Genomic DNA, 17,214 nt, shown 5'->3' on the forward strand with positions numbered 1-17,214 from the left:
TCCGTTATTTAGATGGATTAATTCCAAACTTCTTCTGCAATTTCCTTCACATAACGAAGTTTACGCCATTGTTGTTCTTCCGTTAAAATGTTGCCTTCTTCTGTAGATGAAAAGCCACATTGCGGGCTCAAACAAAGTTGCTCAAGTGGTACATAGGTTGCCGCCTCTGCAATCCGAGCTTTAATGTGCTCTTTATCCTCTAATTCGCCTGTTTTTGATGTGAGTAAACCAAGCACGATTTTCAAATCTTTTCGATTCACATATTTTAATGGCTCGAAACCACCTGAACGCTCATCATCAAATTCTAAAAATAATCCATCTACGTTTAAGCCTCCAAAGATAACTTCAGAAGCGTAATCATAACCACCCGTTGAGAAATAGTTCGATTTATAGTTACCACGACAAATATGCATCGTCACAACTAAATCCGCCGGTTTATGAGCCAATGTTTCGTTAATCATTCGCTGCATCGTTTTCAACTCTTCTGCCGGTTCCAGACCTTTAGCACGTAGCTTATCGTGACCAGCTTCTGAGAATAGGTCCGCCCAAGCAGTATCATCTAATTGCAGGTATCGGCACCCCGCATCATAGAAAGCTTGAATTGCTTTTTGATACGCCGCAATCGTATCCTGAAGGAATTGCTCTCGGTCCGTATAGATATTAGCGTCATTTTCCAATCGGTATAGAAGCATGTTAGGACTTGGAATCGTCTGTTTCGCCACAGCGTCACCTGCATGCTTTTTCAAAAACTCAAAATCCTGAACAAAGGGATGACTCGAGAAATCAACTTTACCAACAACACGAATCCCACCCTTGCGCGTTTGCATATTATGGAATTTCGGTCCGTCTATTTGCTCATACAACTCTACGCCATCCAAGCCGCCCAGAAAATCAAAATGCCACCAGCTTCTGCGGAATTCACCATCCGTAACTGCCAATACGCCATTTTCTTTTTGCTTATCAATAATTCGAATAATCTCTTTATCTTCCACAGCTCTTAATTCCTCATATGTGATGTTGCCTGATTTATATTGTTCACGTGCCTGACTTAAATCTGCAGGACGTAGAAAGCTACCTACATGATCATTACGAAATGGTATCATAACTATTTCTCCTTCTAACTTTTTATTCTAATGAGTATAGCATGATGAAAAGGAATGCTTGTTATATGAAAAAAGCATGGCTAGTCATAGCTTTTAACAATAGCTAGAAGACTTTAATACGCAAAAACCCACAACTTCATAGGGTAGTGGATGTGGTTTTAACTTTATCAATATCAATTCAGGCTAACATATACCTTCCTATCTCTGCCATTATAATTATTTTCTAGTATAATAACGGGATACAACAAACATTTTAAAATAGAAGGAGAGTTGTTATGGAATATCATGTATCGATACATGGGAATGATCAAGGAAAAGGAACAGCGGATCAACCCCTTCGTACCATATCACGCGCTGCGGCTCATGCCATGGCTGGTGATACCGTTATTGTTCATGCGGGAGTATACAGAGAGTGGGTTAACCCGGCTAATGGGGGAACAGCGGAGCATAGAATCGTATATCGATCCGCAGGAGACGGAGAAGTAGTGATTACAGGAGCTGAGCGGATTACCAACTGGAATTCTGAAGGAGACCATGTTTGGAGCACAGAAGTGCTCAATTCCCTCTTTTCCATTCGCAATCCCTATGAGGTAGAGCTCAGTGGAGACTGGTTGTTTGACGGGCCTTTCCCGGTTCATCTCGGCGATGTCTATTTGAATGGCAAATCATTATATGAGTGCAATAGTGTTGAAAGCGTTCACAACCCTGAAGTTTGGCCCGAAGCCAAGTATCCCAAGGATTCATTGTTAAAATGGTATGCCGAGGTTGGTTCTACGACAACCAAAATCTGGGCCAACTTTGGTGGAAAAGATCCTTGTAAGGAAAATGTAGAAATTAATGTACGTCCTTATTGCTTCTGGCCTGAGAAACCGGGAATTAACTACATCACCGTAAGCGGTTTTACTCTGCGTCAGGCCTCCCCCCAATGGGCGCCACCTACAGACTACCAGGAAGGTTTGATTGGACCTCACTGGAGCAAGGGCTGGATTATTGAAAACAATATAATCAGTGAATCCAAATGCGTTGGTATTAGCCTGGGTACCGAAATCGGCACAGGGCACACCAAGTCTTTGGAGAAGCATAGTAAAGGTGGTACTCAACGCGAGCAGGAGGTTATTTTACGAGCATTACGCTCCGGCTGGCATAAGGATAACATCGGCAGTCACATTGTTCGAGGTAATGTAATTCATGATTGTGAACAGGCAGGTATTGTGGGTCATATGGGAGCAGCCTTCAGCCACATTTATCAGAACCGCATTTATAATATTCACCACAAACGACTCAGACATGGTGCTGAAGTAGCGGGAATTAAGCTACACGCTTCCCTGGATACTCAGATTAGCGAAAATATAATGTATAGCTGTTACCGCGCGCTTTGGCTGGACTGGCAGGCACAGGGGACGCGCATCAGCCGTAATGTATTTTTTGATAACCTCTCGGAAGATCTCTTCGTTGAGGTTTGCCATGGTCCGTATATGGTCGATCACAATCTATTTCTCTCTCCGATGAATTTCAGAAATATGGCTCAGGGCGGGGCGTTTGCTCATAATTTGTTTGCAGGCCGATTTGTCGTTCGTTCCGAAATTACTCGTATTACGCCATATCACTTCCCACACGAGACGGCCATGGCGGGATACTCCAATATCACTGGAGGCGATGACAGGTACTACAACAATATCTTCTTGGGTGATAACGATGCGAATAAAGAGCCTGTTCCTATCACCTTTTTTGAGCATCTTCCCCTTAAACCAAGGGATGAAGTTGGAGCGGACGGGAAGACGGTCATGGACGGGGTTCCGGACAATTCCATATGTTATCTGCATGCTGTGGGACTTGGCGGCTACGATCAACATCCTGATGTGAAAGATAAGAAATGGTGGGAATACACCAAAGAAGAGCTTATGGAGCTTGGCGATGCCGCGAAGGATTTCTTTATAGGCAATGCCGTTCTTCCGGTGGCTATGGGTGGCAATGTATTTCTTAACGATGCGGTTCCAAGCCGTCACGAATCCCAAGCGAAGATAGTTGCACAGAAGGGCGTAAAAATTGAGATCAATCCTGCGCTAGGTGAGGTGCACATTCAGATCCATGAACCCGAATTGCTTCGGGAAACCACTGCAATGTTAGTTACCACGGATCTGCTTGGAAAGACTTATCACGCCAACATGAAGTTTGAGGAGCCGGACAGCACTCCATATCATTTTGACTCTGATTTTTTCGGATCAAAGAGACCCGATGCAGATGTCACAGCTGGTCCTTTTGAATTAACCGAAAATGGTAGTGTTGAGTTTGAGATTTAGTTGTTATTGAGGGTCCAGTCACTTTAGGTGATTGGATCTTCTTTGTGTGTAAAGCCTATACTTCGCTCCGCTAATTGGGATAGAGGATTTAATTGGTAAACCGTAATCTATATTCTTTCGGGTGATCTCTATTTTATCAAAAGTATTCCGCTGTTACTTGTGGTACGGTTCACCGCGGCGTCTGTAACGGCAAGTTTAAGAGCCCTCCTAACCCAGGAAGGCTCCTTTCAATTATTTAATAAACCACTTCTTCTCCTTTGTTTCCGTTTATTTTCTCCTTTTTATGATCTCTAAAAAACTCCTTCAGTATCTTTTTATGTTCAGTATATATTTGTGAATTTCCAAAAAAATCCATCAATCCTTTGCGATCAAGATATACACTGGTAGGGAAATTTCTCATCTTTAAAAACTTCGATATGGCTTTTCTTTTCCCAAATTCCTCCATATATTCTAGCGCTTGTGGTGAGAATTCACCTGATGTTATAAAAACAGGAAAAACCTTTTTCCCAGTCGCAGCTTCAACGATTCTACAAGTTTTTTCAAAAAACTTTTTAACTGTATCTGAATCATTCTCAGACTCTCCAAGTTGTATTTGAGTCCCTTCGTTGTATCCTTTTGCTTCACAAACCAGAAGATATTCATCATCCACTGATATCACAACGTCGCATTCACATTTCTTATTCAATGCTTCATACTTCCACCCAATTTTTGAAGTGTAACCTTGATTGTTAAACATTGAAGCAACTATAAAGTTAAAAACATATCCTTTTAGTGAGCCAAATTTCCCATCATGACCACTGGCATCTGATGCTGCAAGAACAGCCGCTAATGCCTCTGGATCAATTTTACGCGGATCCAATTCTCTAACCATTTTAATTGCCTCAGCAATTTTTGTTCCGAAAACCTCAGAAATTGAGATAACCATTATTCCTCTTTGTCTAGCCAGTTGAAGAGCATCTGATTCAATACTTTGAACAAAGCATATAGGTATTATTCTATAATTATCCTTTACTCTAAGCCTTCCGTATAAAACACTGACACGTGCAATAAACCCTGCAACATCATACTTATTCATCACTCTGTGCAAAACTGACTCTATTACTATTGATGAAGGGGTTTTCTCAAGTGAAGGATTAAAAGGATCTATTTCATTTGCTTTATACAATCCCCATAGATAGGAGTATCCTATTGCATTCCAATAAAATCCGTTAAAATGATCTCTATCAAATTGTGTAAATAGGTGAGTACTATTGGTGCCTGCTAAATTCATTCTCTCTAACCACTTTAACAAACTTTCAGTAAAATCATTAGAAAAGGATAAATCTTTTAGTCTCTTTTGAATGTTGTTCTCATCAAGCTTTACTGTAGGAACCCATTCTTTTTTCGCAACTATAAAGCGTTCTGAGCCATGGTCGAGTATAGGTTCTATAATTTGTAACCTTAATAATTCATCAATAATTTGATATACATCCTTTTGCTTTAATGCTAGTTTCTCCTTTTCCTTTGTGTTAACAACACCAGCACAAATCTTTGCGAATTCACTTATATGCAGAAAACCTTGTTGTTCAATAAGCGCTTGATATAATCGGTGAAATGTTTGTCCATGGTCTGGAATTACACCCTTTAATTTATCCTTTAAATTTTGTTTCGGAAGAAAATAAAGTAATTGATTTCTAGCAAATTTCACTGGTTCCGTTGTTAATACTACCTTTTCATTACGTAACCTTAATAAGATTTGTCTAGCGTTATTTGGTTTGACATTGGTTTTATAAATGAGTTGTTCTTGCAACTCGCTTCCCAACATAGGCCCCATAGTCTTAAGCAACTCAACACAGATACCCGCATAATTTGGTTTAATAACTAATCGCCACCGTTCTCAAGAAATGTAACACTGACCTTATTATATTTTAAATAATAATACTAGGGCGATACATTTCTAAAAAATCGGTGTAAATTTTAAAAAGGACTCCTTACCTTCTGTGTCCTTAACTAGTTTAAATCTCTCCCCCTGATGGCAACTCCCGCTCCGTACACTATCGTTATCTGGATATTCAAATAGGAATAAGTCACAGACATATCCATGCCCTCAACTGACAGCATATCGCCTTTTTAGTAGGCTTTTCACAGAAACTGACTTAGGGTAAACCCTTGCCATGCTAATCTTTCTCCACGTCTTTTACGCAGTTCCCCAACAAAAAACATGCCGTTATTTGTGGTACGGTTCCCCCCGATTTATCTTCACAGCGCGATAAATCTGCTCCACCAGCACCAGCCGCATTAACTGATGCGGCAGGGTCATGCGCCCGAAGCTCAAGCGCTGCTTCGCGCGGCGCAACACCTCATCGGAGAGCCCGTGGCTTCCTCCGATGACAAACACGACATGGCTCGTCCCATACGTGCCCAGCTTGTCGATCTCCAATGCCAGCTCCTCGGAACTCCAGAGCTGGCCATCCAACGCGAGCGCGACAACATGCGCCTCGCTCTTCACATGCGCGAGGATACGTTCGCCCTCGCGCTCTTTCACCGCCCGAACCTCAGCTTCGCTCAGGGTATCGGGCGCCTTTTCGTCTGCGACCTCGATCATCTGAAACTTGATGTACGGGGCGAGCCGCTTGGCATATTCCTGAATGCCCAGCGTCAAATATTTTTCCTTCAATTTGCCTACGCCAATAATCTGAATAAACATGAAAATTCATTCCTCCTAAATTGTCTTGCGAGATATTCTATAAGTAAGATGCTTCATCGCATCCTTCGTTCCAACTGTATTGTACCTATACTACACATTTCTCCAAATTCTAACGAATCCTACACACCTTATTCAGCCCCATTTCGGCTCCTTTAAAATCTAACGAATCTGAAACACGCTATTCCGCACCAACCGAGCACTCCCCACCACTTTCGAGGCCATTTCAGCAATATAACGTGTCTACGATTCGTTAGATTTCAACCAGGCGGTGTTTGCCTCATATAAGGCGTCTCGAGTTCGTTAGAGCTACTCGGCCAGTCTACACCCACGTCACTACCCACATCGCTGTTACCCAACTGCACTTTCCCCCATGCCTCAGCGGCTTCCATTTCTATTACCTACAACTTGCACCTTTACTACAACCTAGCCCACTCCCAACTCGGAACTCTGCACCTACCTACCTTAATCTTCTCTTACTCTCGCCTACTCCCACGTCACCCCCTACGACCTTCGCCGCAGTTCCACGCTACCTACTAACCACACCAACTCCCCACACAAAGACAAAAAGAGCGCTCATCACGCTCTCCTTGGCTTCTTGCTGTGATGTTCATACCGGATGGAAAGTCAGCCCGAAGCGCCACCTTAAGTCACGCCTCCGGCCGTCTAAATCCTACAGTACGCTAAACGACGAGGAATTCCGCGTGCTGTTCGCACTCGGCGCATTTCGCAGGCGGGTCCCAGTCGGCAAATTCCGTCTCCTTCAGATCAACGATATCTGGAGCGTCCTCATACTCATCGACAAACATGTCGATGGCAATGTCCACGTGTTCTTTGCATACAACGTACATCCGTTAAGCATCCTTTCTGTAACCAGCTATGTTCCCGATTCACAACCGCGTATCCCATTACAGGATAGCCACTTCTCAGTTCTATCACACCTGCCGCCGAAAAGAAACCCCTACACGCCTAATGACAGCAAAAACATCCCTCCCACTTAACAGGATAAGGATGTTTGCCTTTTACTTATACCGTTTCTAGAAGTCCATCGTTCTACTTAAGGCCAAGAAATTTCGCCTTTAATTACCTGAGTGCTCGTCTCCAGATCGCCTGTATTCGTAAAGTCCGGATATGCTTTTTCCATGGCTGCAATCAGTTCTTTAGAATCTTTGGCTGTCTCTGCCTCTGCTTCAAATTTAGCAATATAATCACGAGTGAATGTAACACTCGATATATTCCCGGCACTGGTACCCAGGTAATGACCTGGAATCACTCGCTCTGGATTCAATGCAATAATTTGGTCTAGCAATTGGCGCCAATAGTCACGGCTCTCTGGCGTTTGGTTATCTGCAATCCAAACGTGCGAATTTTCGTAGACAGGAACACCACCAAGAACAGTCTTAATGGAAGGAATCCACAGGAACGTATGGGACGGATCGGAACCATCTAGACCGATAATCTCTACGGTTTCCCCATCTACGGTCAATTGAGCACCGTCAAGGACGTTCGGAACAATCTGTGCAGTTGGTGCATTTTCTTTCAGAATCGGATTCCAATAGTCATTCTTCACTTGAATTGTTTCCTTGATTCCTTCCACCGTTGCTGGAGTCGCAACGATTTTTGCATCAGGGAACGCCTCACGAATTACCGATAGACCGAAGTAATAGTCCGGGTCCTTGTGGCTGATATATACGGTGGTCAGTTTTTTACCCGAATCTTTAATCATTTTGACCAATTGCTCGGCATCATTCTTTTGGAACTGCGCATCAACGAGCACGACTTCAGTTGGACCTTCAATCAGATTTGATGAAACGCCAAAAATGCTGTTTTCCCCAGGATTATAGATAGTCACTTTCAGCTCCACCGCTGGTGTGTTTGTTTCCTCGCTCTTTGTATTTCCAGCACTAGCAGCATTGGATGAAGAGTCTTCCGCATTTTCGGTTTTACTTGCTGTACCCGCACAAGCACTCAGAATTAACATGAAACATAGAACAAGCATAACGCCCATTGATGATTTTTTAATAAACATTTAATTGATCTCCCTCTCTTTATGTCGCTGCCATTCATCCATATCAATGCATCTAGCAGCCAATTCCGTTGATTTTTTAAACCATCCTATAGTCTGGTTGTACAATTGCTTCGACTGAATCCCCCTTCAAATCATTATATGTAACTACTATAGTTACAACTTACATGATGTAATGATTATAGTTACAACTAAATGCGTATGTCAAGTTATTATCAGAAAAATCTATATCTAATTATTTCTCTGCTACTCACAGACTTTATAAAAACAACAAAAAGACCAACCAGAATTTTCTGATTGGTCCCCCATTTAACTTCCCCTAACCCTGTAATACGCTTTATTCCAAAGATTCGGACTCTTAATGTCCAATACTAATATTACTTCAATCCCGACTGCGCCTTCGTCAACAGCTTCCCGCCTTGAAAAGCAATAACCGCATTGGCACCATTGCCGGCTGTGCCTTTATAGTTGTAAACCACCATATTCTCCGCTTCACTCAATGCTTCACCTTCACCACCGAGGATCTCGATGACATCTCCCACCGACATGCCAACCTCAAGCTTCTCATACTGGGCAAAGGTAATCAGCACCCCATCGCCTTTCCCAGCCGATCCGTTGTTTCCCGATGTTACAGGCGTTTGACCACCAGCCTCACCTACCGCAATCACACTTGTACTCAACTCATTCAACTTGGTCTCAAGTGCTGCGATCTTTTGCTCCTGCTCAACGCTCTTGGCTCCCTGCTCCACCAGTTTCTTCTCAAGCCCTGCAATCTTCTCTTGCAGAGCACTTGTATCTACAGATGCTCCTGTCGTAGCTACCTCAGACCCACAGGCCGACAGCACAAACAGCGACAGCGCCAAACTCGTTCCCCCAAGCATCTTTTTCTTCAAATGTTTCATCAAAAATACCCCTTCCATTCTGAAATAAAAATATGATCGACAAACAGATGTTATTGCATCAGCGACCGTCTCCAACATATTGACAACAGTTTACCACAGCCCTAGTCTTATGTATCTGCTCCTTTGGCTCCGGGTCTAACTGATCATGAGAATATAAAAATGGTTAATCTACTCATTTACTGTCGAACGAGCACATCCACCCATAATAACTAAAAAAGAGTGGTCAGTTGATCTGATCACTCTTCTAGCATTCCCTATTTCAATCCACGCAACAGTGTGGGCTCGCTCGTTGATCTTCCCTTACTCCGGTTTATCCGTCAGCTTCACCGATACTTTCTCCACTTTGCCATCCCGGTAGAAGGTCACTTCAATCGTATCCCCAATCTTCTTCTGATCGTACAGATATTTCCGCAGGTCCAGCGTGGAGGTAATTTTTTGCCCGTCAAATTCCGTAATGACGTCATTCAGCTTCATACCTGCTTCGGATGCCGGACCGGATGCTTCCAGCACAACCACACCGCTGTCCACATGAGATGGCAGCTTCAGATCTTTACGCTGCTCGTCATCCAGTGGTGCATAAGGGTTGCTCAGATCTACCGTGTACACGCCCAGGTATGGACGAGATACTTTGCCGTTTAGTAGCAGGGAATCTACTGTTTTCATCACTTCGTTCATCGGAATCGCGAAGCCAAGACCTTCAACGCCCGTATCCGAGATCTTCATCGTGTTGATGCCGACCACTTTGCCGTTCAAATCGACCAATGCACCGCCGCTATTACCTTCATTAATCGCCGCATCCGTCTGGATTACGTTTTGCTCCCAGTCGTACACTCCGTCCTGATTAATCGATACAGGCAGAATACGATCCGTGTAACTGACAATACCGGATGTCAGCGTACCGCCCAGACCGAGCGGGTTCCCGATTGCCAGCACCGTTTGACCGCGCTGAAGTTTGCTGGAATCACCGATCTCCGCGACTGCTCCCAGCCCTTTATCTTCTGCGGATAATACAGCAATGTCACTTACACGGTCTTTACCGACCAGCTTTGCCTTATGTGTCTCCCCATCTACGGTCACAATCTCCAGATCACTCGCACCCTCCACAACGTGGTGGTTGGTCATAATATATGCCTTGCCATCTTCCTTCTTGAAAATGACCCCTGAGCCCAGCGCCGAATCTTCCATCGACAGACTGCTACCCGTTTTATGGTTCACAATACTCACCACGGAAGGACGAACGTGTGCTGCCGCTTGGATAATCCGGTCGTATGGATCAGCTGCCTGCGCTGTCTGTGCACCGCCTCCACCACCATTACCCGTAGCATTAGCCAGCGGTAACGAAGCGGGCTGTGTGATGAAGCTAAACAGCAGGACGGTCACGATGGAGCTGATCACCGAGCTAATCACAGCTACTTTCACTGTGGAGCTGATTCCCGTACGCGATCTGCGCGGATTGCTCCAGCGGTCACGTCCACGTGCTCTGCCTCCAGGGCGGATGATCTGAAGTTTGCCTTTCTGTTCAGGTTCGGCGCGTCTTGATACTTTGGTTGAATAAAAATCGTCTCCAAACAATCCCATCGTGATCCTCTCCCCTTCGTTGTCACGCATCAAGACCCTGACTGCCGCCTAAGTTGTCGCATGGTTCAACGATGGTGTTCTTACGTTACACCACTCCGCCAACAGACGAACCTTCCGATCGCTGTTACTCACAAATTTTTTTGATCCCCTCTTCCAAGGTGAAAATTTGTTACTAAAGGCGAACACTTTGTTTCTTCAGGTTTCTTCTGTCGTCTTCGTTACGTGAATACTCCAACGGTTCCCCATGCTTTTTTGCATTTTTATAAAATGGTCTTGCATATCGCCGCATCCCGGCATCAAATCAAGATACAGCGTCTATGTACAACAGAACGGACACGCCATTCTGTCAGTGACTCTATCAATCATGCTCTCGCATTCTATGACATGCCATTTCACACGCAAAACAGCCAAAATCACAATGCTCCTCATATACTAAACACGTCAAATCACAAAAAGTTGCATATTTACGAAAATTAAAGCAAATTTCCGCTATAACGCGCTTAACAATAAAGGTCCATAGTATCTATCACCACAAAATCCGGTCCGCTAAGCGCCATTTTGGCAAATTTGAAGAACTTTTTCACCCCTGCATAGTCACAGGTTCAGCATACACGTCTCATCACACAAATGTTAGCGGCAAAAAGAGGAATGTTTTCCATCAAGCCTGACTACAATAATAGTAAAAGACAATTCGAAGCTTCATAGAGGAGGATATATATGGATCGCACACGTACACTCACAGCCATGGATGAAGTTCATATGGCGGCCAAGCTGGCCGATCTCAAGGAAGAACACTATCGCAATACCCTTGCACTCAGCACCATCATTGAACTGCTTATTGATAAAGGCATCCTAACCCGCGAGGAAGTCGAGCGCAAAGCCGCCGAACTGGACAGCTTTATGGCTCACCCACCCTATCCCATGGCGTAGGACGGTCGTAATACGTATCACAGAGTTTGAACTCATGGTCCCGATAAAAGCATCCACGGCTCTCCATCGCGTCGCGCACCGACATTTTTGCCAAGTCCATCATATTATGATCTCGGCTAAGATGTGCCAAATACGTGCGCTTGATGCGTCCGTTCATCAGTTCACTAAGCGCTGCCCCTGCCGCTTCGTTCGACAAATGCCCAATGTCGCTCAAAATCCGGCGCTTGGTGTTCCATGGATAACGCCCCATACGCAGCAATTCGACATCATGATTCGCCTCCAGCACCAGCACGTCAGAATCGGAAATCGCATCGCGAACCTTGTCGCTCATGTACCCAAGATCGGTTGCAACAGACAGCTTCTCCGTACCATCATCGAATGTGTAACCTACCGGCTCAGCCGCATCATGCGAGATCCCGAAGGATTCCACGCGCAGTGACCCAAAATCATGCTTTTCACCTGTCTCAAATACCCTCCGGTTTTCCTCTGGAATCGCCCCAACCGACTTCTCCAGTGCCGCCCACGTATTCAGATTCGCGTAGATTGGTAAATTATATTTCCGAGACATCGCGCCTAGTCCTTTAATGTGATCGGAATGTTCATGTGTAACCAGAATCCCGTCCAGTTCTGCCCCAGAAATCTCCCTTTCCTGAAACAGTGCATCCAATCGCTTCGCACTAAGACCCGCGTCAATCATGAGAGAGGTACCCCCATGCTGTATGACTGTGGCATTACCTGTCGAACCGCTGGATAACACGGTAAAATATATCCCCATAACGCATTACTCCCCTGGTTTGTCTGTCTTGGGACTGAATACATCCCCACTGATGCCCTGCACGTACAACACTTCGCCACTTTCCAGCACGAACCGCCATGCCGGCATCGCTACCTGTATATCTGAATTGAACAACTGGCCGTAATAGCCCAGCTGAATATCTTTGACAATTGCATCATTTGGCAAAAAGTTCTCGATCAGCGTTCCCAGCGCCTTCGACGCCGGAAGCACCTGCTGATCGCTCTCCTCTGCGGTCGTAATCCGCACTGGAGTCTGACGGTAACCCGTTATTTTCTGATCGCTGTAGAATAGCTCCAGACTCACATTGAAGAGCGGCCATTTGCCATCGACCAGTGGGTGAAGCACAAAAGCCCCATCCTCGGCCATCAGCTGATCCAGCCGGTATGTCCCGATCTGTGGAATCTCACGCTCTAATGCATCTTCCAGCTCACTTTGAGAGAAGATTAACTTGCTATCTACAGGCTGTTCCAGTTCCATATCCACGCCAGCCTTGTCCTCTTCAATGAACTCATAGGACAACTTCGGCAGCTTTGGCGTTTCATTTGGAATCGGAGCCAGCACCTGAATGCCCTTCTCTTCCATCGCCTGCTGTGTATTATCTGCCAGTGAGGTGAAGTCCAGATTGGCTCCGGCCGTCTCTCGCGCATCCATCCAGATCTGGTATCCCAGCACCAGATTGAGCAGCAGAAAGGCATAGATCAACACATTTTTCGCCCGTCCCCAATCCAAAACGTTCCCCCCTAACTTAGCTGCTTGCAATACTTTCTCAAGTTGCCTACACCTTCCACCGTAACTGGCCGTTTATAGCCTTTGAACTTAAAGCTATACGATAACGGAGAGGGCAGAAATAACCTGAAGAAGCGGAGAGTTCGCCTTTACCACCAGATTTCTCCCGTGTTAAAAGGGAATTCAAGAAATCTGGGGGTAACAGCGATCGGAAGGTTATTCTGCACGCGTAGTGATAAAGTACAGCTACTCTTTGGTTCAAAGACTACAACCCATCAAGAAACGGTGGTTTCCTCCCCGTTTCCAAAGCGGATCACCCATACCGGAATCAGCTTAAGTCCGTCCTCAATCGAAGAAGGACGATACGCCGGGTACACGTCCACGACCTGGCGATTCTCACCTGCCACCTTTTTAATAAGAGCCTTCAGCTTGTCTCCGCCGGGCAACTTTACCGATTTCTTCGTTTCTGCACCCTCGTTCAGGTATTCCAGTGATCGTTCATAACTGGATACCGTCTCCTGCTGCATCTCCATGCTGATCGTGCCAAAGCGGAACTGCATGGAATCCATAATCGGATAGCTACCATAATACTGTTGGAATTCAAGCTGCGTCTTGATGTCGGCGGTCTCCAGCATCATGCGCGAACGGCCTTTCCAGCCACCATGCTGATTCACAAAGTCAACCGCAGACAACGCATCCTTCGCGGAATCAATCTGTCCCGCAGGCGGTGCCGCCGGATCGGTGTAACTGATCCAGCGCTGTTCCTGTTTTACCTGCAGACTACGTTTACTATCCGTGTAGATCTCCGATCCATCTTTTTCCCGGATATTCCGGGTCATGCTTGGATCGAAAAACAGACTACGCTGCATTTGCTCAACCGTGAATTGCCCTGTCGGCACATCTGCCTCAATCGTCTCTAGAGCTTCGGCCGGGATATAATACCCGCCAGCCATCAGCGTATATGGCGTCCAGTTCGTACCGAAGTCAACATGCTGTTGCACGTCTTGTACTGTCAGGTCCGCCTGCGTTGCTTCGTATACCACGTCTCCCTTGGCGCTGAAGAACAGCGCATGGGCCTTCGTTTCATTTTTGGACGTATAGATCGAAATTCGGTTAATGGTCTCCCCTTGGAACAAGGAATCCGTCCCAAGCCTCATCACCCGCTGTAACAATGCTACGGGAATACCTTCTTTGAACGATAGCTCAAACCCAGGGTTCTCCTTGCGAATCTGATCCCAGTTCACCGATTGCACACTGCGGCGCTGAAAATCATCGAACGCCCGCCCCTGTAACCGTGAATAGATCAACTGATAGAACGTATTGCCAGGGTAAAACACCGTATGTTTATCCTCACCCAGATGAATAATCATCTGATCAGGGAAGATCAATTCTTCAATATTCCGTTCCTGACCCATATTTTCCGTCTTCACATAATTCGTTTCTGACGTCACAATGGAATCCCCGCCTCCGGGCAAACGGTAGATCAGAAAATAACTCTGAACCAGACTGGCTACAACAAGGGCAGCAAGCACCAAGGATTTAATCCGTTCCTTCACGGTGCTCACCCCCTTTCTCACGCATCGGCAGTGTGAACGTTACTGTCGTTCCCACATCTACTTCAGACTCCAGAGAGATGCTACCATCATGTGCCTTCACAATTTCCCGGGCAATGGACAGTCCTAGCCCTGTGCCTCCCATACTGCGGGAACGAGCCTTGTCCACCCGATAAAACCGCTCAAAAATGCGATCCAAATCACGCTGTGGGATACCCATTCCGGTATCCGATACCGAGATGGCAAGTGCGTGTTCATCACTGCGTCTAGCCGCAATTGTAATGGTGCCGCCTTCCAATGTATATTTCAGCGCATTGGACACGACATTATCCAGCACCTGATCAATCTGGTCACGATCCAGCGGAACAGCCGGAATATCATTCTCTACAGACAGCACAGGCTGAATATCCTTCTGATGCATCTGAAACGAGAATCGATCCGTCACTTCCTCCAGCATTTCCAGGATGTCTGTTGGCTGTTTACGTAGCAAAGCCTCTTTGGAATCCAGCCGCGATAGATGCAGCAGATCCGTAACCAGTCGTATCATTCGTTCCGTCTCGTTCTGAATAACACCAACGAAACGACCGGCAAGCTGCGGATCTTCCAATGCCCCGTCATCCAGCGCTTCCGCGTAACTCTTGATCGTCGTCAGTGGTGTACGCAGTTCATGGGATACATTGGCCACAAATTCACGCCGGGATGCTTCAAGTTCTTCCTGCTCGGTAACATCCTGAAGTACGGCAATGGTTCCCGTGATTCCCCGTTCACGTCGATGAACCGGTGTGAACGTCATCCGAATGACCACAGGCTCTTCTTGTCCTGCGGGTGCAATCTGCAGCAAAGTTGAACCTGTGAAACCACTCGCGAGGGCTTCCGCATCCTCCGGATCAATGCCGAGTAATATGGCAAAGTGTCTTCCTTCAATATCCGCAGGATGCATACCCAGAATGCTGCTGGCACGACGGTTTACGAGAATGACTTTACCGTACTCATCCGTAGCCACCACACCATCACTCATATTCGTCAGAATGGAGGTCAACTTCTCCTTCTCCTCTTCATTCAGTGAAAGTGCATCCCGAAGCCGGCTGGTCATATAGTTAAAAGCCCGACTGAGCTGACCAATCTCATCCGTGCCAAATACAGGTGTCTGCTGATCAAAGTTACCTTCTGCGACCGCTGTCGCTCTCCGAGTCACTTCCTTAATCGGCTGCGTTATCGTATGGGACAAGATCACGCCAAGCACCGCCGTTAACACCAAGGCAATCAGAATGCCGGAGATGAAGATTTTGTTGATTCCCTCCATCGTGGAATACAGCTCGTTCATGGATGCCGCGATGTAGACCGCTCCAATGATCTTGCCGCCGGACAGCACCGGCTTGGCGACGACCTTTTTGCGAACATTATCCTCGTCCACGATATATTCCTCATTGTCCCGAATGCCTTGCAGCGCACGGCTGACAACGGTTTGGGTATTTTTGCGCCCCACATAGTCCGAATGTGAACTTAGCGAGGTCGTGAGTACCTTGCCGCTGGCATCCAGCACCTGAATCTCGGCACCGTTAATGTTGAACAGGTTGTTCACCAGCACACGCAGATTTTCCGTTTTGTCTTCGCCAGCCTCTGCTTCTCCACCAGCCATCGTCTCCCCCACGAGAACCGACAGCATCTCCGCACGCGCCTGCAAGTCTTCCGTAAAGTTGCTCGTTAGTGAGTTCTTCATCGCGCTCACAAAATAAACCCCGATCAATTGCATCGCAATCAGAATCAACAGTACATAGATAATTATCAATTTCGCCTGAATCGTTCGGAAGAACGAAAATCGCGCGAATCGGCCCATTATATCCCCACGCTTTTGGCACTGCGCACGAGATAACCGAGCCCGCGGCGAGTCAGAATCGTTTCCGGTTTGCTCGGATTCTCCTCAATCTTCTCACGCAAACGACGGATCGTGACATCCACGGTACGTACATCACCGAAATATTCATATCCCCATACCGCTTGCAGCAGATGTTCCCGTGTCATAACCTTGCCGGAATGCTTCGCCATATAATAGAGAAGTTCGTATTCACGGTGGGTCAGATCAAGCGGTTCTCCGCCTTTATAAGCCGTATACATGTCCATATCAAACGCCAGATCAAACAGTCGCATGACCTGCTTCTCTTCGTCTTCGTGAGCTTCTGCCGTAATCGCAAGCTTTTGCCGTCTGCGCATCTGTGCCTTCACCCGTGCAAGCAGCTCACGCGTACTGAATGGCTTCGTCACGTAATCATCCGCACCCAGTTCCAATCCGAGCACCTTGTCAATCTCGCCATCCTTGGCCGTAAGCATAATGATCGGCATCTCCAGATGAGCACGCACCTCACGACAGACGTCCATACCGTCCTTACCCGGGAGCATCAGATCCAGCAGCATCAGATCCGGTTTCTCGGATAACGCCAATTCAACCGCACGAATGCCATCAAATGCACAGATGACCTCGTACCCCTCTTTTTCCAAATTAAACTTCAGAATGTCCGCGATGGGCTGTTCATCGTCCACTACCAAAATCTTCCCCTGCATCGGCTAAGTTCACCCCTATATCCTGCTTAATCCGCATTAGCGTTTATATCTCTCTTCT

Annotated in this window: 15 protein-coding genes; 2 read left to right on the top strand and 13 right to left on the bottom strand. The window is 46.3% G+C overall.

Features of this window, described 5'->3' with window-relative positions; genetic code table 11:
- Nucleotides 1–17: 17 nt before the first annotated feature.
- Nucleotides 18–1,103: a 5-methyltetrahydropteroyltriglutamate--homocysteine S-methyltransferase gene (locus tag C161_RS18160; RefSeq protein WP_036671853.1), complete on the bottom strand. Its 1,086-nt coding sequence runs from the start codon at nucleotides 1,101–1,103 to the stop codon at nucleotides 18–20.
- A 275-nt stretch (nucleotides 1,104–1,378) separates the two neighbouring features.
- Between C161_RS18160 and C161_RS18165 the strand changes: the two genes are divergently transcribed.
- Entirely contained in the window at nucleotides 1,379–3,403 is a 2,025-nt protein-coding gene (locus tag C161_RS18165) for a right-handed parallel beta-helix repeat-containing protein (protein WP_036671854.1), read from the top strand.
- Between the two features lie 235 nt (nucleotides 3,404–3,638).
- Here the strand turns inward: C161_RS18165 and C161_RS18170 are convergent, their stop codons facing one another.
- The 7 genes from C161_RS18170 to C161_RS18190 all read right to left on the bottom strand — a co-directional run bounded on the left by C161_RS18170 (nucleotide 3,639) and on the right by C161_RS18190 (nucleotide 10,592).
- Nucleotides 3,639–5,192 carry a hypothetical protein gene (locus C161_RS18170; RefSeq protein WP_156946133.1) on the bottom strand — a complete coding sequence of 518 codons (1,554 nt, stop codon included), beginning with the start codon at nucleotides 5,190–5,192 and terminating at the stop codon, nucleotides 3,639–3,641.
- Nucleotides 5,193–5,609: 417 nt separating this feature from the next.
- On the bottom strand, nucleotides 5,610–6,089 hold the full coding sequence (gene rlmH, locus C161_RS18175; RefSeq protein WP_017691463.1) for a 23S rRNA (pseudouridine(1915)-N(3))-methyltransferase RlmH: 480 nt from the start codon (nucleotides 6,087–6,089) through the stop codon (nucleotides 5,610–5,612).
- Nucleotides 6,090–6,346: 257 nt separating this feature from the next.
- Nucleotides 6,347–6,478 (bottom strand): hypothetical protein, encoded by a 132-nt coding sequence (locus C161_RS33350; RefSeq protein ID WP_268745230.1) that lies wholly within the window; start codon nucleotides 6,476–6,478, stop codon nucleotides 6,347–6,349.
- Nucleotides 6,479–6,769: 291 nt separating this feature from the next.
- Nucleotides 6,770–6,937: a CxxH/CxxC protein gene (locus C161_RS32030; RefSeq protein WP_017691462.1), complete on the bottom strand. Its 168-nt coding sequence runs from the start codon at nucleotides 6,935–6,937 to the stop codon at nucleotides 6,770–6,772.
- A 206-nt stretch (nucleotides 6,938–7,143) separates the two neighbouring features.
- Nucleotides 7,144–8,115, bottom strand: coding sequence for an MBL fold metallo-hydrolase (locus tag C161_RS18180; RefSeq protein WP_036671858.1), 972 nt, complete (start codon nucleotides 8,113–8,115; stop codon nucleotides 7,144–7,146).
- Between the two features lie 374 nt (nucleotides 8,116–8,489).
- Nucleotides 8,490–9,014, bottom strand: a complete 525-nt coding sequence (locus C161_RS33045; RefSeq protein ID WP_051449799.1) for a hypothetical protein — start codon at nucleotides 9,012–9,014, stop codon at nucleotides 8,490–8,492.
- A gap of 300 nt (nucleotides 9,015–9,314) precedes the next feature.
- Nucleotides 9,315–10,592, bottom strand: a complete 1,278-nt coding sequence (locus C161_RS18190) for a S1C family serine protease (protein WP_036671859.1) — start codon at nucleotides 10,590–10,592, stop codon at nucleotides 9,315–9,317.
- Nucleotides 10,593–11,309: 717 nt separating this feature from the next.
- Between C161_RS18190 and C161_RS18195 the strand changes: the two genes are divergently transcribed.
- Nucleotides 11,310–11,522 carry a hypothetical protein gene (locus C161_RS18195; RefSeq protein WP_036611899.1) on the top strand — a complete coding sequence of 71 codons (213 nt, stop codon included), beginning with the start codon at nucleotides 11,310–11,312 and terminating at the stop codon, nucleotides 11,520–11,522.
- Here C161_RS18195 and C161_RS18200 read toward each other — a convergent pair.
- From C161_RS18200 to yycF, 5 genes are all read right to left on the bottom strand, one after another.
- Nucleotides 11,491–12,297 (bottom strand): MBL fold metallo-hydrolase, encoded by an 807-nt coding sequence (locus C161_RS18200; protein WP_036671861.1) that lies wholly within the window; start codon nucleotides 12,295–12,297, stop codon nucleotides 11,491–11,493. The two genes, C161_RS18195 and C161_RS18200, sit on opposite strands and share 32 nt — an antisense overlap.
- A gap of 6 nt (nucleotides 12,298–12,303) precedes the next feature.
- Nucleotides 12,304–13,047, bottom strand: coding sequence for a two-component system regulatory protein YycI (gene yycI, locus C161_RS18205; RefSeq protein WP_036612041.1), 744 nt, complete (start codon nucleotides 13,045–13,047; stop codon nucleotides 12,304–12,306).
- A gap of 272 nt (nucleotides 13,048–13,319) precedes the next feature.
- Nucleotides 13,320–14,600 (bottom strand): YycH family regulatory protein, encoded by a 1,281-nt coding sequence (locus C161_RS18210; protein ID WP_036671862.1) that lies wholly within the window; start codon nucleotides 14,598–14,600, stop codon nucleotides 13,320–13,322.
- Nucleotides 14,584–16,434, bottom strand: coding sequence for a cell wall metabolism sensor histidine kinase WalK (gene walK, locus C161_RS18215; protein ID WP_036671863.1), 1,851 nt, complete (start codon nucleotides 16,432–16,434; stop codon nucleotides 14,584–14,586). Before walK ends, C161_RS18210 begins: the two co-directional genes overlap by 17 nt.
- Nucleotides 16,434–17,156, bottom strand: a complete 723-nt coding sequence (yycF, locus tag C161_RS18220) for a response regulator YycF (RefSeq protein ID WP_017691453.1) — start codon at nucleotides 17,154–17,156, stop codon at nucleotides 16,434–16,436. Before yycF ends, walK begins: the two co-directional genes overlap by 1 nt.
- Nucleotides 17,157–17,214: the final 58 nt, after the last annotated feature.

Source organism: Paenibacillus sp. FSL R5-192, from assembly GCF_000517845.1.
Classification (GTDB): domain Bacteria; phylum Bacillota; class Bacilli; order Paenibacillales; family Paenibacillaceae; genus Paenibacillus; species Paenibacillus amylolyticus.